Raw genomic sequence first — 26,377 nt, 5'->3', positions numbered from 1 at the left:
GAGGGTTACACTATGCATTTAAATAATGTTTTACTCGAAAATATTGGTCCATATAAAGATAGAAATAAGTTTAACTTCGAGACGTCTTCAGATAAAACTGTCATATTAATTGGCGGAGAAAATGGAGCTGGAAAAACGACACTATTGCAAGCTATTAAACTAGGCTTGTTTGGTTCGTACGGCCTGGGTTATAAAACTGAGAATGCTGATTATTTTAAACATGTGAATAGCTTATTAAACAATAGTGCAAAACGAAATGAAGAAAAAAATTTCAGTATAGAAATTGAATTTATGATAGTAGATAATTTAAAAACTTACGAATACAAATTGAAACGTGAATGGGTTTATTTAAATGGTACTTTAAAAGAAAATGATTATCTCGTCGAAAATGGATCGTTTTTAGATGGTACAAAGAAAGAGATCTTTCATGCAAAATTAAAAGAAGTTATGCCACCGAAACTCTTGGAATTTTGTTTGTTTGATGGTGAAGATATTGCGCGTATAATCTCGCAGAATCAAATTGGGGAATACATTAAAGAGCTTTCTAAAGTTGTTTTTAATTTAGATTTATTTGAAAACCTCGAAATGGATCTAGATCAGTACTCGAAGCAAGAACTGGATCAAACGAAGAGAGCTTCAATTGAGGATCAATTATATGCTGTTAATTTAAAAGAAAAAGAGTTGAGAGAGAATATTAATAGTACAATTAACTCTTTAAAAGAGAAAGAACAAGATCTGAAAGAATTACAAGATGATTATTTAAAAGAAAAGAATCAATTTGAAAAACATGGAGGATTGAAAAAGAAAGAACGAGAAACAATCCTTTTTAATATTTCAGGGATAGAACAAAAGCGTAAACAAAGATCTGGAGAGATAAAACAGTTTATATCCTCCTTGCTCCCGTTCTTCTTAATGCGAGACTTAGTAATAAAAACGAGAGAGCAATTAAAGAATGAAGAGTCACTATTACTAGCCCAACAACTAGACAAAAAATTAGATATTAAAAAATTAGATGCGATTTTGACTTCTGTAAATGTAGATAACTCAGATGAACAAGCCCTAGAATTAAAAAACAAATTGCTTCACCTGATATATCCTAAAGATCAAGTTGAGATGATACATGGAGCTTCTTTTTCTGAGTATATGGAAGTGGAGCGGATTTTTAACATTTTAAATCAGGACTTACTTAAGGAAAATTTAGATCTACTACAAGATAACTCAACTAAGCTAAAAGAACTGCAAAAATTAAAAGAACAAGTCTATATAAATGACTCTGCATACGAATTTGAAGATATGCTTCGAAAAATGGAAAAATACAACAAAAAAATTATTGATTTGCAGCGAGAAATAGAAAAAAAGAACCAATATTTGAATGAATTAAAAAGTGAACTTGCTAAAGTTTTAGGGAAAATAGAAAAAATTAAAACCGAGCTGCGTAAATATAATAAAACATCAGGTTCTTTTTTTGAAGCTCAAAAAGTCATTTCACTTAGCAGACGTTATAGGGAGATACAAATAAAGAAAAAGCTACAAGATATTCAACTATTAGCAACTAAGAATTTAAAAACGATACTAAGGAAAAATGATTATATCTCTTCAATTAGAATCGACCCAGAAAATTATGATATAACTCTGTTTGATAATAATCGGAATATACTTGCAAAGCATACTTTGTCAGCTGGGGAAAAACAAATTTTAGTGATATCTATTATTTGGGCTATTTTTGAATGTTCTGGAAGGCAAGTTCCCTTTATATTTGATACTTTGCTAGGCAGGCTAGATAAAACTCACAAGGCATCCGTTTTAAGTGTCTTTATTCCAAGCTTAAAAAGACAAACTATTATTTTATCAACAGATAGCGAAATTGATGAATATCACTATCAATTGCTATCTCCGTTTATCTCACGTGAGTATACTTTGAATTTTAATTCATCAAAACAGCTTACTTTAATTTCGGAAAATTACTTTAAGGGATGATATGATGAACTTTCGTCTAAAAACTTCGAAAGAAACAGAAGAGATCCTTAGAACATTACAAAGTTCTTTAGGTCTGACGTGGAATGTTCTTTCTCGATTAGCAGTATCACTTTCGCTTAATGACCCAAGCAGCCCTCCAGAGGTTACAGACACTTCTGGGATTGAAATTAATCGAAATACTATGACAGGAGAGCATGATTATGTTTATAAAGCATTGATTAGACAACATGCTGGTTGTCATCTATCTGATGAGGAATTTTTTCCTGATTATTTTAATCGGCATCTATCTAGAGGAATAGTTCTTTTAGAAGGAGAGTATCGATTGGCAGGAAATTTCGAAAAATTATTCACAAAATTTTTCAGTGAAGGAAATAGGTGAGGACATTGTTGTATTTAGATAATTCGGCAACTACTCCAGTTCATCCTGAAGTAAAAGAAGCGATGTTGCCATATTTAAGTGATATTTTCGGTAATCCCTCCAGTAAATATTATTCACAAGCTGTTTCTTCAAAATCGGCAGTCTCTATTGCTCGACAAGAAGTGGCACGTCTCATCGGGAGTAAAGAAGATGAAGTTATCTTTACTAGTGGGTCAACGGAGAGCAATAATTTTATTATTAAAGGAATTTCTGACCAACGAAAGCATAGGGGTAAACATATTATTACGACTTCTGTGGAGCATCCATCTGTGTTAGAAGTTTTTAAGTACCTTGAACGGAATGGATATGTTGTCACGATCTTGCCTGTTAATGAAGATGGATTTATAAATTTAAAAGAATTTAAACAAGCTATTCGTCCTGAAACAATTTTGGCAAGTATACAATGGGGGAATAGTGAGCTTGGCACAATTCAGCCTATTGAAGAATTGTCTGAGATTTGTAAAGAACATAGGGTTTTTTTTCATTCTGATGCTACTCAAGTTGTAGGTAAGGTAAACATAGAACTAGACAGCTTACCGGGTCTTTCTTCAATATCCTTGTCGGCTCATAAATACTATGGGCCAAAAGGGGTGGGAGCCGTTTTTCTAAGGAAGGATCAGTATAGTATGTATCCCGATATAACACCACTGTTGCATGGTGGGGGGCAAGAAAACGGATTAAGAAGCGGAACTCTTGCAGTTCACAATATTGTAGGGATGGGTAAAGCTAGCGAAATTGCATATAATAATTTAGAAGCTAATAAGTTAAAGTTAATCGACCTTGAAAGCTATTTAAAACAGGTGTTAAGTGAGAAATTTGGTTCAAATATAAAATTTAATAATCCCACAAAAAATAAAATCCCTGGTATTATAAGTGTTCAATTTTTGGGTATTAATAACGAAATACTTGTAAAAAAACTATCGTCTACTATAGCTGTCTCAACTGGCTCAGCATGTAGCGCATCCAAGCCATCACATGTACTCGCAGCCATAGGTATGAGGATCAACGAGATCAGACAAACTATAAGATTTTGTCTATCTCCGTATATTGATAAAAATGAATTGGATATTTTTATATCTTTATAACTCTTGCACAGGGACAATATCTTGTCCCTGTTTTGATTTGTATAGCTAATTTATAACTGAATGGTTAACGGTTAATCATCAGTTTATTATCAAATAATTTTAAGTGTTGAAAAGGGTTTTGAAAAATTTTATGAGTGTCCCTCCATGTTATAATAAACACAGTTTATGAACGAGAGGATATGCAGGACATGAAAAATGAACCTATTGAGTTATTGACGCAGCCGACATGGCGAATCATAGATCAATCGAGCCTTGGTCTCTATGTAGATCCAAAGCAATCTTTTGCGATGGATGATACGCTTTGTGCGTCGGTCGGGAAAGGACTCTCACCAGCGACAGCGCGTTCTTGGGTACACCACAATACGATCGTTCTTGGGATTCAGGATACAAGACTTCCATTTCTCCAAGAGGGTGTAAAGCTTCTTGAGGAAGAGGGATATCGCGTCATTGTGCGCAATTCAGGTGGTCTTGCTGTTGTGCTGGATGAAGGCGTACTAAATGTGTCTTTAATCTTTGCGGAACAAAAGAAGGGCATTGATATTGACCGTGGATATGATGCGATGGTGGAATTGATCCGCCGGATGCTGTCGATGTATGATGTGGACATTGAAGCCTATGAAATTGTCGGCTCTTACTGTCCAGGTAGCTACGATTTGAGCATTAATGGAAAGAAATTTGCCGGCATTTCTCAGCGTAGATTACGAGGAGGGGTCGCTGTGCAAATTTATTTGTGTGCAGATGGAAGCGGTCGAAAACGAGCTGAGTTGATTCGCCGTTTTTATGAGGCGGCCTTAAAGGATAGAAGGCATGAGGTGAAAGCGGTATTCCCTGATATAAAGCCTGATACGATGGCATCCCTATCAGAATTAACTGGAGAACCCATTGATTGTGCGCTTCTCATGCGTCTTTTACTAGAAGAACTTCAAAAGCTGAGCGAGCAACTGACTGCTTCAGGGTTGACAACCGAGGAACAACTGGAGTTTGAGAAAAACATGGCGCGGATGATTGAGCGGAATGAGAAAGTGTTCTCGTAAACATATCGTCCCATCTTAAAAATAGGGGTGATGTAATGGAAACGAAACTTCTGAAAGCTATTGAACTTCGAGAAAGTGGACATCTTCAAGAATCCAATGACATGCTCATCCGTCTTGTAGAAGAGTATCCAGATCATGCCTCCATTCACTATCAATGTGCTTGGAGTTATGATGTGTTAGGGAAGGAAAAACAAGCTGTCTTTTTTTATGAGAGGGCCCTTGAACTAGGTTTGTCTTCAGAAGAAAGAGAAGATGCTTTCTTAGGATTAGGAAGTACATACAGAACCTTAGGGGAATATGAAAAGTCAAAACAAATATTCCTCCATGCGATGGAAGCTTATCCGCATAATAAAGCCATTCAAACGTTTTATGCCATGACTTTGTATAATTTAAATGAACATAGCAAAGCCATGGAAATATTACTGAACTGTTTAACTGAGACGACAAATGATCCTGCTATTTTGAGTTATCGAAGGGCCATTGATTTTTATTCAAATCAGTTAGATCGATTGTGGAAATGATTTATATAGAAATGGAGGGGCAATCTAATGGAAGAATCCCCTCCTTTGTTATGACATTTTATATGTGATAGTCCTTTATGACATAAGAAAGAAGGAAAATGTATTGTCATTCATCACCACGTATTACCCGCTGTTTATGCTTTGTATGTTGTCTCTGTTGTATATGATATATCGTATCCAACCAATGGCTTCTACTGTGAAAAAAATCATCATTGTGCTTTGTGTGTTAACAAATGCTGCCTATATTTGCTGGCGTCTCTTCTTTACATTGCCGCATGAAGGTACTTTTAATATTGTCATGGGCATTTTGCTTGTTGCCTGTGAATGCATTGGGTTTATCCAGCTGCTTGTGTTTTATACACTTGTTTGGAAGCCTTCAAATCGGAAACAAGTCATGATCAGTGATCTTGAAAGGCTGCCAACAGTTGATATTTTCATAGCTACATATAATGAACCAATTGAGGTGCTGAAACGCACTGTTGCAGGTTGTTTGAATCTCTCTTATCCGAAGGAAAGCGTTCAAATTTATTTATGTGATGATGGCAATAGGGAAGCAGTAGCGCAGCTTGCTTCTGCGTTTGGTGTTCATTACCTGACAAGAACAGATAACAGATTTGCTAAGGCAGGTAATTTAAATCATGCGATGTCTCAAACGGATGGAGAGCTGATTCTCACACTTGATGCAGATATGGTCCCTCTTCCTTCCTTTTTAGAAAAAACAGTGCCCTATTTTCATGATGGAGCAACTGCGTTTGTTCAAGTTCCACAGGCGTTTTATAACGAAGATCCTTTCCAATATAATATGTTCTCGAAAGATCGAATTCCAAATGAGCAGGACTTCTTCATGCAAACTCTCCAAGCTGGTAAGGATCGGTTTAATGCCGTCATGTATGTTGGGAGTAATACGGTATTTAGAAGAACGGCATTAGATGAAATTGGCGGATTTGCTACTGGAGTGATTACAGAAGACATGGCAACAGGAATGCTTCTCCAAGGGAAATTCAAATCTGTGTCTGTCGGAGAAGTATTAGCCGTCGGTCTGGCACCTGAAAGCTGGCTTGATCTGTTAAAGCAAAGAGATCGCTGGTCGAGAGGGAACATTCAGTGTGCCCGTAAGTTTAATCCTTTGAAGGTGCGCGGCTTAACGCTTATGCAGCGTGTTCTTTATTTAGATGGCATTGTGTATTGGTTTAACGGTTTGTTTAAAATGATTTATATTCTCACACCGATTTTGTTTTTATTGTTTGGTATTCAAAGTTTCTGGGCAGATTTCCAGTCCGTTTTCATGTTTTGGCTGCCGGCGTTCTTTAGCTCGTATTTAGCTTTTAAACTTGTGTCGAATCAAAAAAGAAGTATGTTTTGGAGTCATATTTATGAAAGTTCAATGGCATTCCACTTAGCTGGTGTGGCACTCAGTGAACTGTTCTTGAAGAAACGGGTTGAATTTCTGGTGACACCGAAGGGAACTCAAACGGACAAAAGGCATTTTCATTTGAAAACGATGATTCCCCATCTGATCTTCTTGCTGCTCTCATTGCTTGCCCTTGTGAAAATAGGTTACGATGTGAAGGTAAATGGGACGATGAACGCTGATCTCCTGTTGATTAATATTTTTTGGGTGCTTTATAACGGTGCAGGCTTATTCATGGCACTGCTTGTGGCGTTTGATCGACCGCGTTATCGGAAATCAGAGCGGTTTGTCATTGAAAAAGAGGGGCATCTTCGTTCTGATCATCAAGATCAGTCGATTGCTTGTTTTCTACTAGATATGAGTGATTCAGGTGCACGTCTGTCCATTCCATTGGACCAAGCGTCTTCTCTTTATCAAGGACAAACGCAATTGTTTTTTTCAGAGAATGAAAGCGTGTCGTGTGATGTGGTTTGGAGCTATCCAGAGGGAGACAAGCTGATGGTTGGTGTTGCTTTTACTGACACAAAAAAATCAGAGTATTTATCACTGATCCGTTTCTTATTCACACGAGAGCATGTAGCGATGACGGATCGTGAGAAAAAATCTCATGCTGTTCGGACGTTTCTCCGCTTTTTAAGAGAAACGGAGAAGGTACCAAAGGCTCTGCGGCGCAAATGGATGAGAAGGCCTTTGCAAGGTGTGACAGGCACGATCGCCTATGAGGACCGACTAGAAGAGAAGGTGCCGGTGATCATACATGATATCAGTTTATCTGGGTGCAAAATTGAGTTTGAAGATTCAATTGAATTAAATGGGAAAGTGCTGATTACCATTGACACAGAGTCTCTAACGGATCAGCCAGCGATTGCGATTTGGACATCACAAAAACGCAGACGTACAATGGCCGGACTCAAGTTTGTTCAGCCTGAAATCAAGCAGATAGAAGAAAGAGAGGGAGTGGTTTCTTGAAATCTAAAAATGGCGGTTACCTCTATTTACTATGGCTTCCTGTCATCATAGGAGCCGGCTACGGCATTTCGCTTTTCGTGCCGTTTCTTCAGCCTGTACTGACGCTTGGTATCGCAGGGCTTTATATTTTTATCTTTGGTGATTTTCAGGTGAGGCAAGTTAGGTACATTTTTATGTTCGTCTTCTTGATCAATGTCCTTTTTAGCGTGATGCTGTTTTTGGGTATTTAAAAAAGTGCTTCCCGCAGGTGGGGAGCACTTTTTGGTTATTCAGCCATTTTTTCAAGGTTGCCGTTACGATCCATTTTAAAGGTTGGTGCGGCACTGTCGTCCTCTTCAAACAAAACTAGTTTTCTTGCACGGTTCATGATTTTGACGAGTGTTTCATAATCTTCTTGAATCGTGAGCTGATCCTTTTCAAGCTTTTTCACTTCAGCTTCTAGCTGCGACACTTTATGTGAAAGTTCATTGTTTTCTTGTTTTAACCGGCTGTTTTCCATGCGTAAGGCAGAAGATTGCTGCCCATTGCCTTCATAGCGGCGTAAGAAATCAATGATATCTTCAATGGTTAGCTCTTGGCGCTGCCCAAATGGATTGGTTTCTGGCTTTTTCTCTGTCACTTGAGAAGCCTGTGACAATAAATGTGATAAACTAGCTAACTCTTCATTGTAGCTTTGATCCACAAACTGAAGCTGTTCGGCTGTTTCGGCTGCAGGTGCAAACGTTTCTTCTTGCGCAGGTTCCAGTTCTTGAGAGAACTCTTCCTGTGTGATCGTTTCTTCAACTTGCGGCTGATAGAGCAAACGTTTTTTCGCAGGCTGCCCATTGCCGAGTGCACGCATGCGTTGTTTACGCTGTTTTTTGGCAAGTGCCAATGCTTTTTCATATTGATGCCTCACGACAGCATTCCATCTAAATCCGCATGCCGCTGAGGTACGGTTTAGCTTGTCTCCCACTTCTTCAAATGCGTTCAGCTGTGTACTGCCCTCTCTGACGTGACGTAAGACGGTTTCTGCCAGAAGGAGATCATTTTCCTCTGACCAAGCATCTTGTCTTTGTTTTGACATGTGTTTAAACCCCCATAAGATTTGATGGTATTAGATTAGCCAAGTTGAAGAAGGTTTATACAAGTTTGCTAAAAGGATAGTGGAAAATACTAGCTTTTATGTGAATACGTCTCTGTGCTGACAAAGCTTCTTGCAACTCCAGTCGCTTCGATGTACAATGTTGGGTGGTATATTATTCACTCTTAGTTGTCCAACTGTTTCATATAGAATGAAGTTTCATCATTGAAAGGAAGCGTAAGAACATGGCTAATGAGTTTCGCGTATGTGACGATTGTGATGCGACGAACCTAAAAACGTTATTGCCTCGACTTAAATCGGTTGACCCTGATGCAAAAATTGAGATTGGCTGTCAATCGTATTGCGGTCCAGGACGAAAAAAGGCTTTTGCGTTTGTGAACAATCGCCCATTATCCGCACCAACAGAAGATGAGTTACTCGAAAAGGTTCAAAAAAAAGTCAAATAAATGTCACTGAATGTGTTCAGTCGACCTAAAAAGAGGTCCGTCCCTGTCAGGTCGGGCTTTTTACGTCCGTTCAATCTATGAGAACACATTCGCCAGCAAATTCAAGGATGTTTTCGGGAAAAGTTACCCGATATAATAGAAACACGTCTTAAAAAAAGAGGGACGAAACGATGGCGTATCCAAAAGGAAAATTATCCGAAGAAAAGGTATTTAAAGATCCTGTGCACCGCTATGTTCACGTACGGGATGCATTGATATGGGATTTAATCGGAACGAGAGAGTTCCAGCGCCTTAGACGAATTAAACAGCTAGGCACCACTTATTTAACGTTTCATGGGGCAGAACACAGCCGATTTAATCATTCACTCGGTGTATACGAGATTGTCAGACGAATTGTGGATGATGTGTTTAAAGGAAGACCCGAATGGGATGAAGGGGAGCGTGAGCTTGTACTGAGTGCCGCCCTGCTTCATGACCTTGGACATGGTCCGTTTTCTCATTCCTTTGAAAAGGTCTTTCATTTAGATCATGAATCGTTTACAAGAGATATCATTTTAGGGCAGACGGAAGTAAATGAAGTGCTGCGCCGGGTCAGTGACGATTTTCCAAAGCATGTAGCAGAAGTCATTGCCAAAACGTATCAAAACAAACAGGTGGTCAGTTTGATTTCAAGTCAAATTGATGCCGACCGAATGGATTACTTGCAGCGTGATGCTTACTATACAGGCGTCAGCTATGGTCACTTTGATATGGAACGTATTTTACGCGTGATGCGTCCAAGAGAAGATCAGATTGTGATGAAACAGAGCGGGATGCATGCCGTAGAGGATTATATTATGAGCCGCTATCAAATGTACTGGCAAGTCTATTTCCATCCAGTGACACGCAGTGCGGAAGTCATTTTAACAAAAATTCTCCATCGTGCAAAAGAGCTGCATGAAACGGGATATATTTTCACACATGCTCCTGTGCATTTTTATTCAATTTTTGAAGGAAATGTCACCACAGAGGACTATATTAAGCTGGATGAATCCATTGTCTTATTTTATTTTCAGGCGTGGGAAGATGAAGAAGATCACGTGTTGGCTGATTTGTGCCGCCGTTTTATGAACCGCCGTTTATTCCAATATACAGAGTTTAATCCAAACGAAGAAATGACGAAATATTTCAAGCTGACGGCTTTGTTCAAAGAAGCAGGAATTGATCCTGACTATTATTTAGTGGTCGACTCTTCCTCTGATTTGCCTTATGACTTCTATAGACCGGGCGAAGAAGAAGAACGGCTGCCGATCCATCTCTTGACGCAAAGTGGTCATATTAAAGAACTGTCGAGACAGTCAGATATTGTTGACGCCATTTCCGGTAAACGAAGAACCGATCATAAACTTTATTTCCCGATGGACTTAATTGTAGATATGTCGGAAAAAGCTGAAGAAAAGAAGGCGATCATGAAGCTGCTTGGATTGGGATAAGGAAGTACTGAAAAAGGAGATGTCGGGAATTTGTTGAAAGAGCATGCAAAGTTGATGAAGGTGTTCTCTGAATCTGGGGAAATCGTTGGACGGAAGAAGCTGCAAAAAATGATTTACATAGCAAAAAAGCTAGATTTGCCTTTTTACGAGAAATACGATTTTCATTTTTATGGCCCCTATTCAGAGGAGTTGACGCTCAGAATTGAAGAGCTGTGCAACCTTGGATTCTTGGACGAAATGAAGGAAAAAAAGGGCGGATACTTTCAATATCGCTATTCGCTGACGGACAATGGGAAAGAGTTTCTCGATCAGTGTGAAGTGGACATGCCTGACCTCAAAGTGCTGACGCAGCAGATGAATGAGCAATCGTCTCGTTTTCTAGAGCTTGTCTCAACGATTTTATACTTTGATGATCTGCCAAAAGATGAGGTAAAGGAAAAGGTCTTCACCATTAAAAGCAAGCAGCGCTATACGGACGAAGAATTTGAGGCAGCCCTTGCGTATATTGATCAGTTGAAGGAATTGAACTAACGATAAGAACCAGTATGTAATAGCCAATGGCTAGAACAGACTGGTTTTTATTTTGCACGCATATAGAAACAGAAACAAGTCGACCTCATGGATCGACTTGTTTTTTAGGAATGATGATAAGAAAATCTCGCTAAAAATTGTTTTGTCCGTTCTTCCTTCGTCTGTTCAAAGACTTCTACTGGGGTGCCTGATTCAACAATGACCCCATCCTCCATGAAAATGACCCTGTCGGCAATATCATAGGCAAAGCTCATCTCGTGGGTGACGATGATCATGGTGACCCCGGTTTGTGCCACTTGTTTAATGACGTCAAGTGTTTCACCTACAAGCTCGGGATCTAAAGCGGAGGTCGGCTCATCAAACAAAATGACTTCCGGATTCAATGCAAGTGCTCTTGCAATGCCTACTCGCTGCTGCTGTCCGCCAGATAATTGATGCGGATAGGCATCTTTTTTCTCTAGTAACCCTACTTTTTTGAGCAATTGGAGTGCTGTGTCATAGGCATGGTCTTTCGGTTGTTTACGGGCAATGACTAAGCCTTCCATGACATTCTCAAGTGCTGTCTTATGAATAAACAGGTCGTATTGCTGAAAGACCATGGCTGTTTTTCGGCGAATTGCCAGAATGTCTTTCGGTTTTGCTTGATTGAATGTGACACTGGTGTGATCAATGCTGATCTCGCCTTGATCCGCACGCTCAAGAAAATTTAAGCATCTGAGAAATGTTGATTTCCCAGAGCCGCTCGGACCTAAAATGACAACGACTTCGCCTTTTTCTACCGTTAAATCAATTCCCTTTAGAATCTGGTTTTGACCGAATGCTTTATGCACTTGTTTGATGTGAATCATGCCAATCGCCTCCTTTTGTTTTTGTGTCCATATTTCTCATATCCGGCTGTAATGGCTTCAATAGAGGCACACAGCGCCCAGTAAATAAGGGCAACAGCAATGTAGGCTTCAAGATAACGATAGTTCACATTGGCTTTGATTAAAGCGCCGTTTAAAATATCGACCACAGATACCATAGAGACGAGAGAAGAGGCTTTGATTAAACTGATGAGCATGTTGTTCAGTAAAGGAAGAGAGATGGGAAAGACTTGTGGAATGATCACTCTTCGCAACACCTGTCTGCCTGTGAAACCAACGGATAGAGCGGCATCAAATTGGCCCTTTGGGATGGACGCAAGAGAGCTTCGAAATATCTCTGATAACCCGCTGACGGCATATAAAGAAAGGGCGAAAATGGCAATCCATCGTCTATCTAAATCGCTAAAACGGATTGGCAGCGAAAGAGATGCAGCCAATTGATCGAGCGAATCGGAAAAAATAAGATAAGATACGAGCAAGATTAATACAACAGGAATGGCTTTAAAAATCGCCACAAACCATTTGAACAATGGAGACAATATAGGCACTTGATAAAAACGAATAAGGGCAATGCCAAAGCCAAAGATGGAGCCGAATAATAGCGGGAGAAAACCTAATAGCAGCGTCGTTGGCAAATAATGAAGTGCGGCTAGAAAGGCCTGAAACATAAAAGCAACGTCAAAATCCACTCAGATCGCTCCTTTCTTATGATGTAGTAAAGTCTCCGCCCAATATTTTTTTAGACAATTCAGCGAGCTTCCCGTTATCGATCAGTTTTTGCAGGGCTTGATCAATGTCTTTTTGAAGTTTTGTATTGTTTTTTTGATATAGATAATACGTTTTAGATACGTTTACAGGCTTTCCGGATGTCACAAGATTGGCATTGAACTGTTTGTTTAGCTTATTGACGTCATACTTTGTGAGTAAGGCAGCATCGACCGTGCCATTCTGCAGGTTTTTGACTAAAATTTCGTTCCCGCCATCCCCGTAGACAATGTCAATTTTCCGATCATGCTTTGCGTTATATTGCTCTAGAAGATAAGCGAAATTACTTCCTGTAGAGGTGTGCACTTTGTGTCCAGCTAAATCGTCCAGGCTTTGAAAGTCATGACCGGATGCTTTATTCACCACCACATAGCTTGTATAATCTGTGTAGCCAACTTTTCCAAATAGATATTTCTTCTGACGCTCGTCATTGATTTCATATTGGTGGGCAGCGAGATCAACTTTACCGGCATCTAAAGCAGGCAGAATATTTTTAAACTCAAAGGATTCATATTTAAACTTATATTGTGGAAGCAGCTGATCCACTTCATCTAATACAGCCTTCTCGTAGCCTGTTAATTTGCCGTTTTCATCTAAGTAAACGAAAGGCTGATAGGCGTTCCCCGTCCCAATGACGATTTCTTTTGCATCTGGGTCATTATTGTTTGCTTCTGCTTTGACTTCATCCGATTGCTCATTATTTCCGCAGGCGGCAAGCAGCAATGAACCAAGTAGAAGCAGACCGATGATGTAATGATTTCTGAATATTCTGTTATTTTTCATGTGAATTCCTCCCCAGTTTATTTTGCACGTTTTTCTACAGTGAAGGCCGCTTCGGCTCTTTTTAAGGGAAGCAATGCCGTCTGTCGCTGTTTTTTTGTTTTCGGTGTATTGATCCGTTTTTCCAATAGGTCAAATGATTTTTCTAACACCATACTTAAAATGATAAATATAACGGCAGCAATAAAGTATCCTTCTAATACGCGATAGTATAAAGCCCCTAATGTTTGAACCTTTCCGATCATGTCCATCACACCTAATGTAAAGGCGAGGGAGGTATTTTGTAATAAGTTGACAATGGCCACGCCGATATTAGGAAGGGCGATTCTCCCTGCTTGAGGAATAAGCGTTCTTCTATAAATCTGCCATTTCGTCAGTCCAATCGAGGCGGCCGCTTCATATTGAGATGCTGGGACACTCGATAGGGCAGATCGGAATATTTCTGAAAAATACCCAGCTGTATTGAGTCCATATGTAATATACAGAAAGATCAATTTGTTCCACATGGAGATATCAAGCCCAATTGTTGCAAGCACACCAGGCAGGCCATAAAACACAATAAACATTTGCACAAGGATAGGTGTTCCACGAATAAATGAGACATAAATTGCACTGAGCTGATGCAGGATGGGAATACGCTCAATTCGGAAATAAGCAAGAATGAATCCAAGAAAACTGCCAATCAAAGTGGCAAATAAAACGATCAGTAAGGTTGTTGGAAGGGCTGACAATACTTTAGGGAAGAGTGTGACGACATACTCCCATTTGAAAAACTCCCCCATGTTGAATCACCTCCTATGTTGAAGTCGTTTGGACTTTTTCTTCTGTGGGCGGTGCGCCTAATATGGCGGCATCAAACCGTTCAGGGATGAGGACTTTATACATTAATACACCTAAGTCGCCATTATCGGCTTCACGTTCAATATATGCTGTATAGCCTTTTCGTTCGTACATCTCTAGAAGCCAGGGGTGCTTTCGGCCAGAAGTGCCCAGTGTGTATGCTGGTGCTTTAAATGTCTGCCGGAGCAAGGTGTTTTCTACATAATCGAGCAGCTTATTTCCGATCCCTTGACCGGCTAAATCAGGAGCTGTGGCAAACCACCAAACAAATGGATAGCCTGAGACCGGTTGAGTACTCTCCCAGGGAAAACGTATGGTGATGGTTGATATGAGCCGCCCGTCTCGTTCTAACACAACAGCAACGGATTGTTTGATGTTTTCTGTGACCATTTCAAGTGTGGCGTTCGTGGATGGCCAATCAATGCCCATTTCTCCAAGCGGTTTAAATGCACTGGACAGCAATTCTAGAAAAGCCGGTGCATCTACTTCGGTAGCGATGCGAAAAATATCTCGACTCATGACAAACCTCCAATCAAAAGGGTAGTGTGTAATGTCAGCTCAACGCTTTTCGTAAAGTATCGATATCTGGATTCAGCAATGCTTGATACACGTGGGTATCACGGCTGATTTCTACTACTGGCACATAACGGACGCCGTATTTTTCTTCTAAAATATTTCTGTAATGATCATGCTCTGTTACATCAATGGTTGAATAAGTAATGTGCTGTTCGTTGAAATAGGACTGAATGTCCTGACAATAGCTGCATCCATTTTTGCTCCATAAAATGATTTTTTGTTTATTTGACATTAGACGCTCACCTCTTGGTTTATTTGGTTTTTGGCTGTTAGTTCATGATCAAATGCTTCTTTTAATAATGTGATAGACGCTATTCTTGCCTCAATGTCTACAATCGGAGATAGAACAATGAACTCGTTGATATCATATGTCTCGGCTAGTTCAGTCAGCCGGCGATGAACGGTTTCTTTTGTGCCAGCGGTATAACCGGTTTTTTGAACGTGAATGTTGTAGTGTTCTTTTTTTGTTCCTTTCACCAGCTTTTCTGCATCTTCTAGTGACGTCACATTAAGCTTTCTTCCATCGGAAAAGGAGACTTTTACTGTTTCCTTTTGCTTGATGTACGAGAGGGCTTGTTTGTGGTCTTCCGCTACAGATACGGTGATGGCGAGAAGAAATTGCTGGTGCGTGTTCTGTGTCTTGAATTTTTGAAAAGTCTCTCTTGCTTCTTTTAATAATGCGTCATCCCCGTTAATAAAATAGGCAAACACAAAGGATATCCCAAGTTTTGCTGCAAATTCCGCGCTCTCAATACTGCCGCCTAGAAGGAACATGTCGGGTGATACGCTAGGAATTGGCTGAGCATTTAATTCATTTGCTTGTTCAGTTAGATACGTTTTGAGATCCACTAATTTTTGAGAAAAGTCTTTCCGTGACGCTTGATAATCTTCCTGAAGCGCTTGTGTTGAGAGGTTCAACCCTCCCGGTGCTTTCCCAACGCCTAAATCGACTCTGCCAGGCGCTAGAGATGCCAGTACATGAAATGTTTCAGCCACCTTAAACGGGCTGTAATGCTGAAGCATGACACCTCCAGACCCAATTCGCAAATGGTTCGTTTTTGCTAAAAGATAACCAGCGAGGGCTTCAGGGGATGAACCTGCCACTTGAGAATTATTGTGATGTTCAGACACCCAAAACCTGTGATAACCAAGCTGATCTGCTGCTTCAGCCAATCTGACAGTATGCTGAATACCCGTCTCTGCTTTCTCGTTTTCACTGACGAGGCTTTGATCAAGAATACTAAGGGTGAGCGACATTGGCTGTTCCTCCTATTAGACTTTGATATTGAGATAGTGCGAGGTTTAATCTGTCTGTGGCATCTGGATCAAGCACATAGCTATTTGAATCCTGCTTTGTGACCTGTTGATCCACAACATACACGCCAGATTGAACGACGGTTGCACCGAGTTGATGAATGATCGGTTTAAGTGCATATTCAATGACGAGCAAATGCCCGTATGTTCCTCCTAAAACACAAGGAAGGACGGGTTTATCTTGTAATGCTTTCTGGGGAAGTAGATCTAAAAAAGTTTTTAAAATACCGGAAAAAGACGCTTTGTAGACAGGTGTTAACACAATGACACCGTCGCTCTCATTCACAAGCTCAATGGCTTTCACAATGTCCTCGTTTGAAAAATCTGCTCCTATTAAGGCGCCGCTAGGAAGCTGGTGGACTTGAATGACATGAACATCAACCCCATGTAACGCCAAACGATGATGGATATGCTGCAGGACACCGGTTAACCGAGATTGGACAGAATGCCCGCCTGCTATAATCGTTACTTTTGCCAATTCGTCTCCTCCATTTCTGATAATTCCTTCTAAACAACTTGGAATAGTTGATAATATAAATTATAATAAGGCAAACCAATAGAAAAGTATAATTAGTAATCATAAATACACGATTCAGATATTTAAAATACAGGGAGAAGAGGGGTTTTCATAGAGATTCGAGCGATACGCACCTTTGCCACGATCGTGAAATACGGAAATTTTTTAAAAGCAGCAGAAGCGCTGAATTATTCTCAGCCAACCATCACTTTGCACATCAAACATTTAGAAGAGGAAATTGGAGAGAAGCTTCTAGAAAGAGGGAAGACCTTAAAGTTAACAGCATCAGGACAGCTTTTTTATGAAAGAGCCAATTCTTTACTCAATGAATATGAGAAATTGACGAAAACACTCCAAGATTTAGAAGTGGGCATTGCGGGGTTCATTCGCATCGGTGTTTCTGAGCCCACTGCCAGCTTAGAATTTCCTGCCCTTATTGCAGAATTCAAGGAAAGGTTTCCGAATGTAGAATTTTCTGTGCAAGTAGCGGATGCGAATACGTTGAGTTCCTTACTTTCGCATGATGAGATTGATTTTGCGATTTGCGGAGCACCAGAAGCTTCGATGGAGAATAGCTATAAGCCTCTTTTTCAAGATGATATCGTGCTGCTCGTCCCGTCTTCCCATCGATTAGCGGAAAAAGGGGTAGTGGAGGTGACCGATTTAAAGGATGAGACCATTTTATTCACGCCACACAATTGCCCCATCCGTATTCAAATCGAACAACAAATCGTCGATGTCATTGGGACCAATTACAATAAGTTAGAGATTACGAGCAGCATGTCCCATAAACATTATGTTCAGGCTGGATTAGGTGTCTCTCTTTTTACACGAACTGCTCATTCCTTTACTCTTCCAGGCACCAAGGTATTAGAAATAAAGGGCATTCATGTTTCCCCGCCAGTTGGTCTATTGAGGAAAACAAATGATTCGCCAGGAAGAGCCGTACTTCAATTCATTGATCTCATCGAAAATCGACTGCATCAACCAACATGAAAAGAGGGGTAGCCTTTGAGCTAACCCCTCTTTCATGTTTATTTCACTGTTTGTTTAAGAAACTGATTCTTCTTGATAGGCAGACCCAAATTTTCACGAAGGGTATGAGCTGGATAATTCGGGTCGTAATATCCTCTTTCTACTAATATCGGGATGACATGCTCCGTCCATTCAGATAAACCGCTTGCTAGAATAGGCGCGCCAAAAATAAATCCATCTGCGGCATCTTCTTCGATCCATTGGATCAGCTGGTCTGCCACTTGTTCATAAGTTCCGAAAAAAGCGCTTTTGGGAGTAGTTACTCGTAGAGCGACTTCTCTTAAGGTCAAGCTTTGTTCTTTCGCCATTTTTTTAATCGATTCAGTTGTGGATTGAAAGCTGTTTGAACCGGCATCACCGATATCAGGAAATGGCTCATCAAGTGGAAATTGACTGAAGTCCAAGTGATCAAAGAACCTGCCCAGGTAATGAAGGGCTTCTTCAATAGAGACCAGATGTTGAATGGCTTCATATTTTTCTTCTGCTTCTTCGACTGTTCTCCCTGTAATCGGGTGGATACCGGGGAAAATTTTGATGTCAGATGGATTTCTGCCCAGCGCTGCGGCTCTATTTTTCACGTCGCAGTAATATGCTTTCGCTTTCTCAAGTGAGTCTGCATTCGTAAATACTGCGTCCGCTTCTTTTGCGGCTAGATCCTTTCCTGCCTCTGACGCACCTGCCTGGAAAATCACCGGTTGCCCTTGTTCAGATCGTTCGATATTCAAAGGACCTTTGACAGAAAAGTGTTTGCCATGATGGTTTAATGTGTGCAGTTTATCCCGATCGAAGAAAACCCCTGTTGATCGATCCCTTAAAAAAGCATCTTCTTCCCATGAGCTCCAAAGGCCGTTCACTACTTTTAGGTATTCTTCTGCAATTTCATACCGAAGTGAATGGCTAGGATGCGGACGAATGATGTGGTTTTCAGCAGAGCCTTCAAGTGGAGAAGTCACAACATTCCATCCGGCCCGCCCCTTACTTAATTTATCTAGGGATGCAAATTGCCGGGCAATGGTAAAGGGCTCACTGTAGGAAGTGGATACAGTGCCCACAAGTCCAATCTTTTTGGTGACCGCAGCAAGAGCGGATAAGATGGTTAATGGTTCAAATCGGTTCAAGAAATGAGGAATTGAATGTTCATGAATATATAAGCCATCTGCGACAAAGACAAAACGGAAACCCGCTGCTTCTGCCTTTTTTGTCATTGCTTGATAATAATCAATGTTCACACTTGCATCTGCTGGAACGGATTCATCCTTCCATGCATTCATATGACCTCCTGGACCATGTAACATCAATCCAAATTGTATGTGCTTTTTTTCAGACATGTGGATCGTCCCTTCTGTTTTGAAATAGCATTGTTTTATGTTCTTCATCATAAGGGAGAATCGCAAAGAAGTATAATTCGTATCAGTAAAGTCTGAATTTATCTTTTCTAATATCAATTTTTGCTTCTTTATATGGTGTGGCTGGGTCTATAACAGCACTTTAGAAAAAGATGGATGTTTACTAAGCGAATGTCCCGGATCAAAAGTTCTGCTTTTTGATAAAATGTGTGTCAAAATATCCGAAAAATTAGTGAAAATGACATGTTTCGACTTTCTTCCTGTATATCCAATTCCCTGTTTTTGACTGAATAGAAGGAAAATGGTGAATTTTCAGTGAATATATAACCTTGTGAAAAACAAAGGAGGGATAGGAATGAAAAAGCGTTCAGTCTTTTTGTCATTTTTATTGGTAGGTAGTTTGTTACCGGGGGTAAGTTCAGCTTCAGCACCAGTTGCAAGTGCAGGTCATGGGCATGATCATGGTCATGCGCCGTTTGAAACACATATTAGTGAAGGGTTGCCAAAGGCAAACGATTTTAAAGATTTGACGAAGGCACCTCCTATTGAAAGAGATGTGACAACAAAGATTTTAGATGAGTCTGGTAAACAGGTAGGGTCTAGAACCTTTAAAGCAAATACAGGAGATTCGATTTCAACAAAAGCTAGTACAGGCAGTCAGAAAGTGACCGTCTATGCAGTAGCTGATGCGCAGTATCGTGCGAAATATAGTGATTGGCAGACGCGCATTGTCAGCATCATTGAGCAAGCGGATGTGACATTTAACCGTGATCATGATGTGGACTTTGTCGTACAAGCCGTAGGGTCTTGGACGTCTTCAGGATCAAACGCATCACAAATTTTGTCCAACCTTCAGCGCAGCTTTGATGGCAGAGGATACGATTTTGTCACTGGATTTACAGCAAATCCAAACTTTGATGCTGGCGGCATCGCTTATGTATACAATAGTGCACCGAGCGGAAGTGCATTCGCCGTTAACCTTGACCAAGGAACAGCGAATACAGCAAAAGCGGCTACGCATGAATACGGCCATAACTTTGGCTTACCGCACGACCCTCAAGGCAGCGGAATTGTCTGCTTAATGAATTATGATTATTCTTACACTGTCGATTTCTTCGATGCGGCTCATAAAAATCAAGTGAACCGTAATAAAGCTTGGTACAGATAAGGTAAGAGAAAAAAGGACAAACACCGAAAAAGTGTTTGTCCTTTTTATATGCTTACAGGTCGCTCATTCGCTTTCCTGCTACAGCATAATGTTCTTTTTTCATCTCTTCAATAATGACAGAGACTTTCTCTGCACCTGCGCCTGTTGTTTCAACAACGGCATCTGTGACTTTCTCCACAAGAGCCCTTTTCTGCTCATCTGTTCTTCCTTCAAGCATTTGAACGGTGATAATCGGCATGATGGCAACCTCCTTTTTCCTGTAGTGCTACGCTTCCCTTTAGTTTAAGGGACTTCTTATAGTATACTGAATGAAGTAAATCATTGTATAGAAAGAAAGAGGGATTCATGCCTTTGGACCAATTTCTTGTTTATCCATTAGAACTGATTCCATATGTCGCCATTACGCTTGTTGTGGCTTTTACGATGCACGAGCTGGCGCATGCATATGTTGCGTATCGTTTTGGAGATCCGACAGCTAAAAATCAAGGGAGACTGACGCTCAATCCATTGAAGCACCTTGATATTTTCGGGACGATCTTGATCTTTGTGGCTGGGTTTGGCTGGGCGAGGCCTGTACCTGTGAATCGGTACCATTTCAAAAACCCGCGCTTAGCAGGAATCTGCGTCTCGATTGCAGGCCCATTAAGTAACTTGGTGTTGGCGTTTCTAGGCTTTTTTGTGTATGTGCTTCTTCAGAAATTTGGCGGGGAGTCGCTCATGCGCTTTGAGCCGGGGGTCGATTATTTCTTCCAAATCTTTATTAACTTGAACGTGATTTTGTTCCTATTTAACTTATTACCGATTCCGCCGCTGGACGGATATCGTATTATTGAGGATGTTGTCAGTCCCGGCATCCGTGCAAAGATGACGCAGTTCGAACAGTATGGAATCATCATTTTCCTCATCTTCGTCATCACACCGCTAGGTCAGTTTGTTTTTGTTCCATTGATCGGAATGCGGGATCAAATCATATACTGGTTTAATCTTATTTTGAAGCCGCTGCTTTAGGAGGTCTAATGAATGGAAGGTAAAAAGAAGAAACCAATTGGTTTTAATATCATTAAAAAAACAGATGCAACGGATGGGCATGGAGGTTTTGGGGCAGGTGCCCTCAGCCTTGATAATATCTCGCCGGTGATCATTGATGTGGAGGAAAAGGAAGCCGTCATTGATATTGGTGCGATGCATGCAAGAAGTGCCGTCGAAAAAGGAATTAAATTTTTAAAAACCAAAGAAGAGGTACCTAACGGAAAACCGTATTGGCTCGTATGGGTGACGATTGACCGCAGAGAAGAGGGGCCATATTATGCAGGAGTCACAGCTTGTGAAATGACAGTTGACCGCTCGATCCGCAGAGGATATAAGTCACTTCCTGAGCATGTAAATTTAATGGATAAATCCATGAAGCGTAAAATCGTTGTCAGTCATATGGATGATGGTTCGAAAAAGGTGCTCGCTGATTTCTTGAAGAGTCACAATGAAGCGTTATGGGAAGCATCCACAGATGAATTAAAAGAAGGATTGGCTGTTCCTGAGTAATTGTGAAATTTTTGTGAAGAATGATGAATGGATACCAATTCCAAGCGTTTTTTCAGTAAACTGGTGTTAAAGCTAGGACATGGAGAATCCCGAGATGCAGATCTCGGGGTTTTTCATGTCCATTTTTAACGTTTCAGCCACTTTTCCCACCATTTCTTAGGCTGTTGATCTTGAGCTTTGTCTTGCTCAGAAGCTTTGTTCTCGGCACCATAGCAGACACCGGTCGGCTCCGTTCCTTCTATAAAATAGGTAAATACCTTTGATTCGCATCCTGGGCCTGCGAGATCACCGGTTTTTGGATTGATATATACGCCTTTTACACCGTCTGGCGGCATGAAGGAGGAGGCTGGCTGGTTTGAGAGGGCTGATTCCATAAAGGAAGCCCATATCTTTTTCGCATAGGCGGTTTCTTTGACCGAGTCAATGGTGCGTCCTTTATCATAGCCGGTCCACACACCTGTGACGAGCTGGGGAGAGAAGCCGATCATCCAGCTGTCAGCACCTGTCGTCCCCGATTTCCCTCCATACGTTCTGGTAAGATCTTTTGAAATGGTACGACCTGTGACACTTGTATAGCCATTTAATTGATGATTGAACATCCCTGACATCATGTCAGTGGTGACAAATGCTGCTTTTTCATCTAGTACTTGCTCTCGTTTTTGTTTCTCCTCAAAGAGTACGTTGCCCTTTGCGTCCGTTACTTTCGTAATAAAGGTTGGCTTGACGCGTTTTCCTCCATTGACCAGCATCGCGTAAGCATTGGTCATTTCGATTGGTTTGACAGGTGAAGTACCTAGCGCAAGTGAAGGCACTTGATCTAGTTTTTCGTGAATCCCGAACGTTTTACCTGCACGTACAAGCTGTTCCATTCCTAAAAATAGATGGGTTTTGACCGCATAAATGTTATCAGATAGAGCCAAAGCCTGAAGCATCGTAATGCCGTCATTGGCATAATAGCCGTGATAGTTGCTTGGTGAATAAGCGGCGCCGCTTCCTTGATCATCCAGTTCAAAAACGGTTTCCTCACTGCGCATGACGGTTGCTGGTGTAAACCCATTTTGCAAAGCCATGTAATAGAGGAGTGGTTTCATTGTTGAACCCGGCTGTCTTTTTGCTTGTGTGACCCGATTGAATGGGCTTTTCTCGTAATCTCTCCCGCCTATGAGGGCAAGCACATGACCTGTCTGGGGATGAATGGCGGTAAAGCCAATTTGGATACCTGATTCAGAATCCATGATGTTGGTTAAAGTCTTTTCAGCGATTTTTTGTAATTCAGGTTGTAATGTCGTTTCGATATGAAGACCATACGTTTCAATTTGTTCCTCGGTTAAGCCCAGTGTTTGTTTCAGTTCGCGAATCACATCATCATAAAAATACGGGGCCTGCTTTGCTTGCAGCTGCTTTTGTTTGAGCGGGCGATAGGACAGCTTTTCCTTGCTGGCATCAGCAGCCGCTTTTTTCGTAATCATGCCATCCTCTTGCATTTGCCTCAGAATCATATTCTTTCTTGCGCTGGCTTTCTCCTCATTCACATAAGGGGAGTAGAGAGAAGGACCCTTTGGAATACCGGCAAGCAAGGCAGACTCAGCTAAAGTTAAGTTCTTCGCTTTTTTCCCAAAGTAAAGGCGGGATGCCGCTTCCACACCGTATGCGCCGTGGCCATAATAAATGGTGTTCAAGTATCCTTCCAATATCTCATCTTTTGTATAGTTTTGTTCTAAGCGGATGGTGTAAAAGGCTTCATTCCACTTCCGCTTCCATGTTTTATCATGATCTAAATATAAATTTCGTGCGTATTGCTGGGTGATCGTGCTGGCGCCTTGTACCTTTGCCATTGCACGAATATCTGCCACCGCAGCACCCGCCATTCGTTTCACGTCAAAGCCGTGATGCTGATAAAAGGTTTTATCCTCAACCGCGACCACTGCCTGCTGTATATGAGGGGACATGTCCTTTAACGGAACCCAGTATCTCTTTTCTCCAAAGCTCGATTCGCCAAGTTTAGACCCATCGGCTGCATAAATGGTCGTGGATTGGGGAACTTGAACAGAGGGAGCGCCTTGCCACTTAGCTAGTAAAAGAATCGTCAAAAAGACTGTGCCAGCAAATAGAAAAGCGAGCAAGCCGATAAAAAAACAGGCCCGAATCGTTTTCACGGTCATGCGGATTTTTTTATTACTCATGATTGTGTCCATGCAAAGCCCCCATTTTGACGGTTTTTTATCAGTATGGGACAAAGAAAACCGTTTTAAACAGGCGACTGCAAGGGTGTGCTTTAAAAATGAAGTTATCTCATGCGGTTCTTTACAATTTGATATGAATCCACTATACTTTTTTCTTGGACAATCGATATAGTCATAGCCGATAAAAGGCGCTAACAATAGATGTTTGTTTATTATTGGATGAGAGGAAGATGAACGATGAGCGAACTTTGGTATACAGAGAAGCAAACGAAGAATTTTGGCATTACATTGAAGGTGAACAAAACCCTTCACACAGAACAAACAGATTTTCAGCATTTAGAAATGGTGGAAACAGAAGAGTTTGGCAATATGCTGTTTTTAGACGGTATGGTGATGACATCAGAGAAAGATGAGTTTGTATACCACGAAATGGTGGCACATGTTCCTCTTTTCACTCATCCAAACCCGGAAAATGTTCTTGTCGTAGGCGGAGGAGACGGTGGTGTCATTCGTGAAATCCTGAAGCATCCAAGTGTGAAAAAAGCGACACTTGTTGATATTGATGGCAAGGTCATTGAATACTCGAAGAAGTTCCTTCCTTCAATTGCTGGGAAACTAGACGATCCTCGTGTAGAGGTGAAAGTCGGAGACGGCTTTATGCACATTGCGGAAGCCGACAACGAATATGACGTGATCATGGTTGACTCAACTGAGCCAGTTGGACCAGCTGTGAATCTGTTCTCTAAAGGTTTCTATGCAGGAATCTCAAAAGCACTCAAAGAAGACGGTATTTTCGTTGCACAAACGGACAACCCTTGGTTCACACCTGAGTTAATTACAAATGTACAGCGTGATGTAAAAGAAATTTTCCCGATTACCAAGCTATACACAGCGAATATCCCAACATATCCAAGCGGTCTTTGGACATTTACTATCGGTTCTAAGAAGTATGATCCACTTGCTGTAGAAGACAGCCGCTTCTTTGATATCGATACGAAATATTACACAAAAGAATTGCACAAAGCGGCATTCGTTCTGCCGAAATTTGTGAGCGACTTAATCAAATAAATCAAGCGAAGTGGAAATGCGCAAATGACCGTTTGCGCATTTTTTGAAGCGTAAAAGGAGGAATCTTGTATGAGATTCGACGAGGCTTACTCAGGAAAAGTGTTTATTGGAAGTCATCCGACATGGGAAGATGCGAAAGTCATTTTATACGGGATGCCGATGGATTGGACCGTCAGTTACCGTCCAGGCTCACGTTTTGGCCCGAACCGTATTCGTGAAGTATCCATTGGATTAGAGGAATACAGCCCTTATTTAGATCGTGAACTGCACGAGGTGCCATTCTTTGATGCTGGCGACATCCCGCTTCCATTTGGCAATGCACAGAAAAGCTTAGATTTAATTGAAGAGTATGTCGACAGCATTTTAGAAAAAGGGAAGTTTCCATTAGGAATGGGCGGCGAGCATCTTGTGTCTTGGCCGGTTTTCCGTGCGATGTATAAGAAATACCCTGATTTGGCAATCATCCATATGGACGCACATACCGATCTTCGTGAGGAATATGAGGGTGAGCCGCTTTCACATTCGACACCGATTCGTAAAGTTGCAGGACTTATTGGACCTGAAAATGTATACTCTTTCGGCATCCGTTCTGGGATGAAAGAAGAATTTGAATGGGCAAAAGAAGCAGGCATGCACATTTCTAAATTTGAAGTGCTGGAGCCATTGAAACAAGTATTACCAAAGCTGAAAGGCCGCCCAGTTTATGTGACAATTGACATTGATGTACTTGACCCAGCTCATGCACCTGGTACAGGAACGGTAGATGCTGGCGGTATTACGTCAAAAGAACTGCTGGCATCTATTCATGCCATTGCTGGTTCTGATGTGCATGTCGTTGGTGCAGACCTTGTAGAGGTAGCGCCTGTATATGATCATTCCGATCAAACGGCGAATACAGCAAGCAAACTTTTACGTGAAATGCTGCTTGGATTTGTGAAATAACATTGATAGAGGAGCTTGTCATCTCATATGGACAAGCTCTTTTTTTACATTGGTGACATGATAAAGGAGGCAGGTCGTGTTTTCTTCTGTATTGATGGTATTACTCGCTTTATGTGTGTTAGCGGCAGGCTTTCTTACGCTGAAAAGAGAGCTTGCAGCGAGTCCGCCCACGTTCACCTCGAAAAAAGAGACAAAGGATGAGATGGTTCATCTGTTTCAGGATCGAGGCTTTTTCTATCTCACTGGCATAGCGCTGTTGATGCAGTTTGTTTATAAGCAAGGGCATCTTCTCCCATTTGATTTCTTTCAGGCATTTTTGGCAAGTTCAGGTATCCAAGCACTGTTTTATCTCATCAATCGAAAAAGCGCAGGGCTCAAGACTGGACTCGTGATAGGCGTGAGCTTCATTTTTCTTTTTTTCTAAAGAGACATGTGAAGATCAAAAAGGGGGTTTCATCCACACGAAGATGAGAAATGATGGGATGATAGG

29 protein-coding genes are annotated in these 26,377 nt (G+C 41.1%); 17 read left to right on the top strand and 12 right to left on the bottom strand.

Features of this window, described 5'->3' with window-relative positions; translation table 11 throughout:
- The first annotated feature begins 12 nt into the window (after positions 1-12).
- From dndD to AC0VYC_RS17455, 7 genes are all read left to right on the top strand, one after another.
- Positions 13-1,977 carry a DNA sulfur modification protein DndD gene (dndD, locus tag AC0VYC_RS17485; RefSeq protein ID WP_335350535.1) on the top strand — a complete coding sequence of 655 codons (1,965 nt, stop codon included), beginning with the start codon at positions 13-15 and terminating at the stop codon, positions 1,975-1,977.
- A gap of 1 nt (position 1,978) precedes the next feature.
- Positions 1,979-2,356, top strand: a complete 378-nt coding sequence (gene dndE, locus AC0VYC_RS17480) for a DNA sulfur modification protein DndE (RefSeq protein ID WP_475388928.1) — start codon at positions 1,979-1,981, stop codon at positions 2,354-2,356.
- A gap of 8 nt (positions 2,357-2,364) precedes the next feature.
- Positions 2,365-3,480, top strand: coding sequence for a cysteine desulfurase family protein (locus AC0VYC_RS17475; RefSeq protein ID WP_335350537.1), 1,116 nt, complete (start codon positions 2,365-2,367; stop codon positions 3,478-3,480).
- A 188-nt stretch (positions 3,481-3,668) separates the two neighbouring features.
- Positions 3,669-4,514: an octanoyl-[GcvH]:protein N-octanoyltransferase gene (gene lipL / locus AC0VYC_RS17470; protein ID WP_475388925.1), complete on the top strand. Its 846-nt coding sequence runs from the start codon at positions 3,669-3,671 to the stop codon at positions 4,512-4,514.
- Positions 4,515-4,549: 35 nt separating this feature from the next.
- Positions 4,550-5,035 carry a tetratricopeptide repeat protein gene (locus AC0VYC_RS17465; RefSeq protein WP_061420532.1) on the top strand — a complete coding sequence of 162 codons (486 nt, stop codon included), beginning with the start codon at positions 4,550-4,552 and terminating at the stop codon, positions 5,033-5,035.
- Positions 5,036-5,138: 103 nt separating this feature from the next.
- Positions 5,139-7,415, top strand: coding sequence for a glycosyltransferase (locus AC0VYC_RS17460; protein WP_475388924.1), 2,277 nt, complete (start codon positions 5,139-5,141; stop codon positions 7,413-7,415).
- Complete coding sequence (locus AC0VYC_RS17455; RefSeq protein WP_041507923.1) at positions 7,412-7,645, top strand: DUF5970 family protein; 234 nt, start codon at positions 7,412-7,414, stop codon at positions 7,643-7,645. The genes AC0VYC_RS17460 and AC0VYC_RS17455 overlap by 4 nt, the downstream gene beginning before the upstream one ends.
- A gap of 35 nt (positions 7,646-7,680) precedes the next feature.
- On the opposite strand, the gene AC0VYC_RS17450 is transcribed toward AC0VYC_RS17455, so the two are convergent.
- On the bottom strand, positions 7,681-8,481 hold the full coding sequence (locus AC0VYC_RS17450; protein ID WP_045033901.1) for an RsfA family transcriptional regulator: 801 nt from the start codon (positions 8,479-8,481) through the stop codon (positions 7,681-7,683).
- A 242-nt stretch (positions 8,482-8,723) separates the two neighbouring features.
- On the opposite strand from AC0VYC_RS17450, the gene AC0VYC_RS17445 reads away from it, so the two are divergent.
- The 3 genes from AC0VYC_RS17445 to AC0VYC_RS17435 all read left to right on the top strand — a co-directional run bounded on the left by AC0VYC_RS17445 (position 8,724) and on the right by AC0VYC_RS17435 (position 10,948).
- A complete protein-coding gene (locus AC0VYC_RS17445) occupies positions 8,724-8,945 on the top strand; it encodes a YuzB family protein (protein ID WP_003215259.1) in 222 nt (73 codons plus the stop codon).
- A gap of 170 nt (positions 8,946-9,115) precedes the next feature.
- A complete protein-coding gene (locus AC0VYC_RS17440; RefSeq protein WP_007497716.1) occupies positions 9,116-10,417 on the top strand; it encodes an HD domain-containing protein in 1,302 nt (433 codons plus the stop codon).
- Positions 10,418-10,447: 30 nt separating this feature from the next.
- Positions 10,448-10,948 (top strand): YwgA family protein, encoded by a 501-nt coding sequence (locus tag AC0VYC_RS17435; RefSeq protein ID WP_024719448.1) that lies wholly within the window; start codon positions 10,448-10,450, stop codon positions 10,946-10,948.
- Between the two features lie 104 nt (positions 10,949-11,052).
- Here the strand turns inward: AC0VYC_RS17435 and AC0VYC_RS17430 are convergent, their stop codons facing one another.
- The 8 genes from AC0VYC_RS17430 to ssuE are packed head-to-tail and all read right to left on the bottom strand — an operon-like array spanning position 11,053 to position 16,567.
- Positions 11,053-11,796, bottom strand: a complete 744-nt coding sequence (locus AC0VYC_RS17430) for an amino acid ABC transporter ATP-binding protein (protein ID WP_144679082.1) — start codon at positions 11,794-11,796, stop codon at positions 11,053-11,055.
- On the bottom strand, positions 11,793-12,503 hold the full coding sequence (locus tag AC0VYC_RS17425) for an ABC transporter permease subunit (RefSeq protein ID WP_135009577.1): 711 nt from the start codon (positions 12,501-12,503) through the stop codon (positions 11,793-11,795). Before AC0VYC_RS17425 ends, AC0VYC_RS17430 begins: the two co-directional genes overlap by 4 nt.
- A gap of 16 nt (positions 12,504-12,519) precedes the next feature.
- Complete coding sequence (locus AC0VYC_RS17420; RefSeq protein ID WP_041091389.1) at positions 12,520-13,362, bottom strand: transporter substrate-binding domain-containing protein; 843 nt, start codon at positions 13,360-13,362, stop codon at positions 12,520-12,522.
- Between the two features lie 17 nt (positions 13,363-13,379).
- Complete coding sequence (locus AC0VYC_RS17415; protein WP_008343545.1) at positions 13,380-14,141, bottom strand: amino acid ABC transporter permease; 762 nt, start codon at positions 14,139-14,141, stop codon at positions 13,380-13,382.
- Between the two features lie 13 nt (positions 14,142-14,154).
- Positions 14,155-14,718, bottom strand: coding sequence for a GNAT family N-acetyltransferase (locus AC0VYC_RS17410; RefSeq protein ID WP_338704456.1), 564 nt, complete (start codon positions 14,716-14,718; stop codon positions 14,155-14,157).
- Between the two features lie 34 nt (positions 14,719-14,752).
- Positions 14,753-15,007 carry a glutaredoxin family protein gene (locus AC0VYC_RS17405; protein WP_024719443.1) on the bottom strand — a complete coding sequence of 85 codons (255 nt, stop codon included), beginning with the start codon at positions 15,005-15,007 and terminating at the stop codon, positions 14,753-14,755.
- A complete protein-coding gene (locus AC0VYC_RS17400; protein ID WP_039165233.1) occupies positions 15,007-16,032 on the bottom strand; it encodes an LLM class flavin-dependent oxidoreductase in 1,026 nt (341 codons plus the stop codon). Before AC0VYC_RS17400 ends, AC0VYC_RS17405 begins: the two co-directional genes overlap by 1 nt.
- Positions 16,016-16,567 carry an NADPH-dependent FMN reductase gene (gene ssuE / locus AC0VYC_RS17395; protein WP_096881982.1) on the bottom strand — a complete coding sequence of 184 codons (552 nt, stop codon included), beginning with the start codon at positions 16,565-16,567 and terminating at the stop codon, positions 16,016-16,018. Before ssuE ends, AC0VYC_RS17400 begins: the two co-directional genes overlap by 17 nt.
- Before the next feature lie 150 nt (positions 16,568-16,717).
- Here ssuE and AC0VYC_RS17390 point away from each other — a divergent pair, with 150 nt between their 5' ends.
- A complete protein-coding gene (locus tag AC0VYC_RS17390) occupies positions 16,718-17,602 on the top strand; it encodes a LysR family transcriptional regulator (protein WP_008343536.1) in 885 nt (294 codons plus the stop codon).
- A gap of 38 nt (positions 17,603-17,640) precedes the next feature.
- On the opposite strand, the gene AC0VYC_RS17385 is transcribed toward AC0VYC_RS17390, so the two are convergent.
- The gene (locus tag AC0VYC_RS17385; RefSeq protein WP_475388921.1) at positions 17,641-18,969 is read right to left on the bottom strand and encodes an LLM class flavin-dependent oxidoreductase; all 1,329 of its coding nucleotides are present in this window, start codon (positions 18,967-18,969) and stop codon (positions 17,641-17,643) included.
- Between the two features lie 373 nt (positions 18,970-19,342).
- Between AC0VYC_RS17385 and AC0VYC_RS17380 the strand changes: the two genes are divergently transcribed.
- Positions 19,343-20,155 carry a zinc-dependent metalloprotease gene (locus AC0VYC_RS17380; protein ID WP_024719439.1) on the top strand — a complete coding sequence of 271 codons (813 nt, stop codon included), beginning with the start codon at positions 19,343-19,345 and terminating at the stop codon, positions 20,153-20,155.
- A 52-nt stretch (positions 20,156-20,207) separates the two neighbouring features.
- Here AC0VYC_RS17380 and AC0VYC_RS17375 read toward each other — a convergent pair whose 3' ends face one another.
- Positions 20,208-20,393 carry a 2-hydroxymuconate tautomerase gene (locus AC0VYC_RS17375; RefSeq protein WP_008343530.1) on the bottom strand — a complete coding sequence of 62 codons (186 nt, stop codon included), beginning with the start codon at positions 20,391-20,393 and terminating at the stop codon, positions 20,208-20,210.
- A 113-nt stretch (positions 20,394-20,506) separates the two neighbouring features.
- On the opposite strand from AC0VYC_RS17375, the gene AC0VYC_RS17370 reads away from it, so the two are divergent.
- Both AC0VYC_RS17370 and AC0VYC_RS17365 read left to right on the top strand, forming a co-directional pair.
- Positions 20,507-21,163, top strand: coding sequence for a site-2 protease family protein (locus AC0VYC_RS17370; protein WP_234710282.1), 657 nt, complete (start codon positions 20,507-20,509; stop codon positions 21,161-21,163).
- Between the two features lie 12 nt (positions 21,164-21,175).
- Positions 21,176-21,694, top strand: a complete 519-nt coding sequence (locus AC0VYC_RS17365; protein ID WP_007497712.1) for a YwhD family protein — start codon at positions 21,176-21,178, stop codon at positions 21,692-21,694.
- A 125-nt stretch (positions 21,695-21,819) separates the two neighbouring features.
- Here AC0VYC_RS17365 and AC0VYC_RS17360 read toward each other — a convergent pair whose 3' ends face one another.
- Positions 21,820-23,889: a transglycosylase domain-containing protein gene (locus AC0VYC_RS17360; protein WP_216895494.1), complete on the bottom strand. Its 2,070-nt coding sequence runs from the start codon at positions 23,887-23,889 to the stop codon at positions 21,820-21,822.
- Positions 23,890-24,114: 225 nt separating this feature from the next.
- Here AC0VYC_RS17360 and speE point away from each other — a divergent pair, with 225 nt between their 5' ends.
- From speE to AC0VYC_RS17345, 3 genes are all read left to right on the top strand, one after another.
- Positions 24,115-24,945 carry a spermidine synthase gene (gene speE / locus AC0VYC_RS17355; RefSeq protein ID WP_017360074.1) on the top strand — a complete coding sequence of 277 codons (831 nt, stop codon included), beginning with the start codon at positions 24,115-24,117 and terminating at the stop codon, positions 24,943-24,945.
- Positions 24,946-25,014: 69 nt separating this feature from the next.
- Positions 25,015-25,887, top strand: a complete 873-nt coding sequence (gene speB, locus AC0VYC_RS17350) for an agmatinase (protein WP_017360073.1) — start codon at positions 25,015-25,017, stop codon at positions 25,885-25,887.
- A 76-nt stretch (positions 25,888-25,963) separates the two neighbouring features.
- Positions 25,964-26,311, top strand: coding sequence for a hypothetical protein (locus AC0VYC_RS17345; RefSeq protein ID WP_024719436.1), 348 nt, complete (start codon positions 25,964-25,966; stop codon positions 26,309-26,311).
- The last annotated feature ends 66 nt before the right edge of the window (positions 26,312-26,377 follow it).

This window comes from Bacillus sp. iso_77 (genome assembly GCF_056173625.1).
This window is presented reverse-complemented; position numbering and strand designations above follow the sequence as displayed.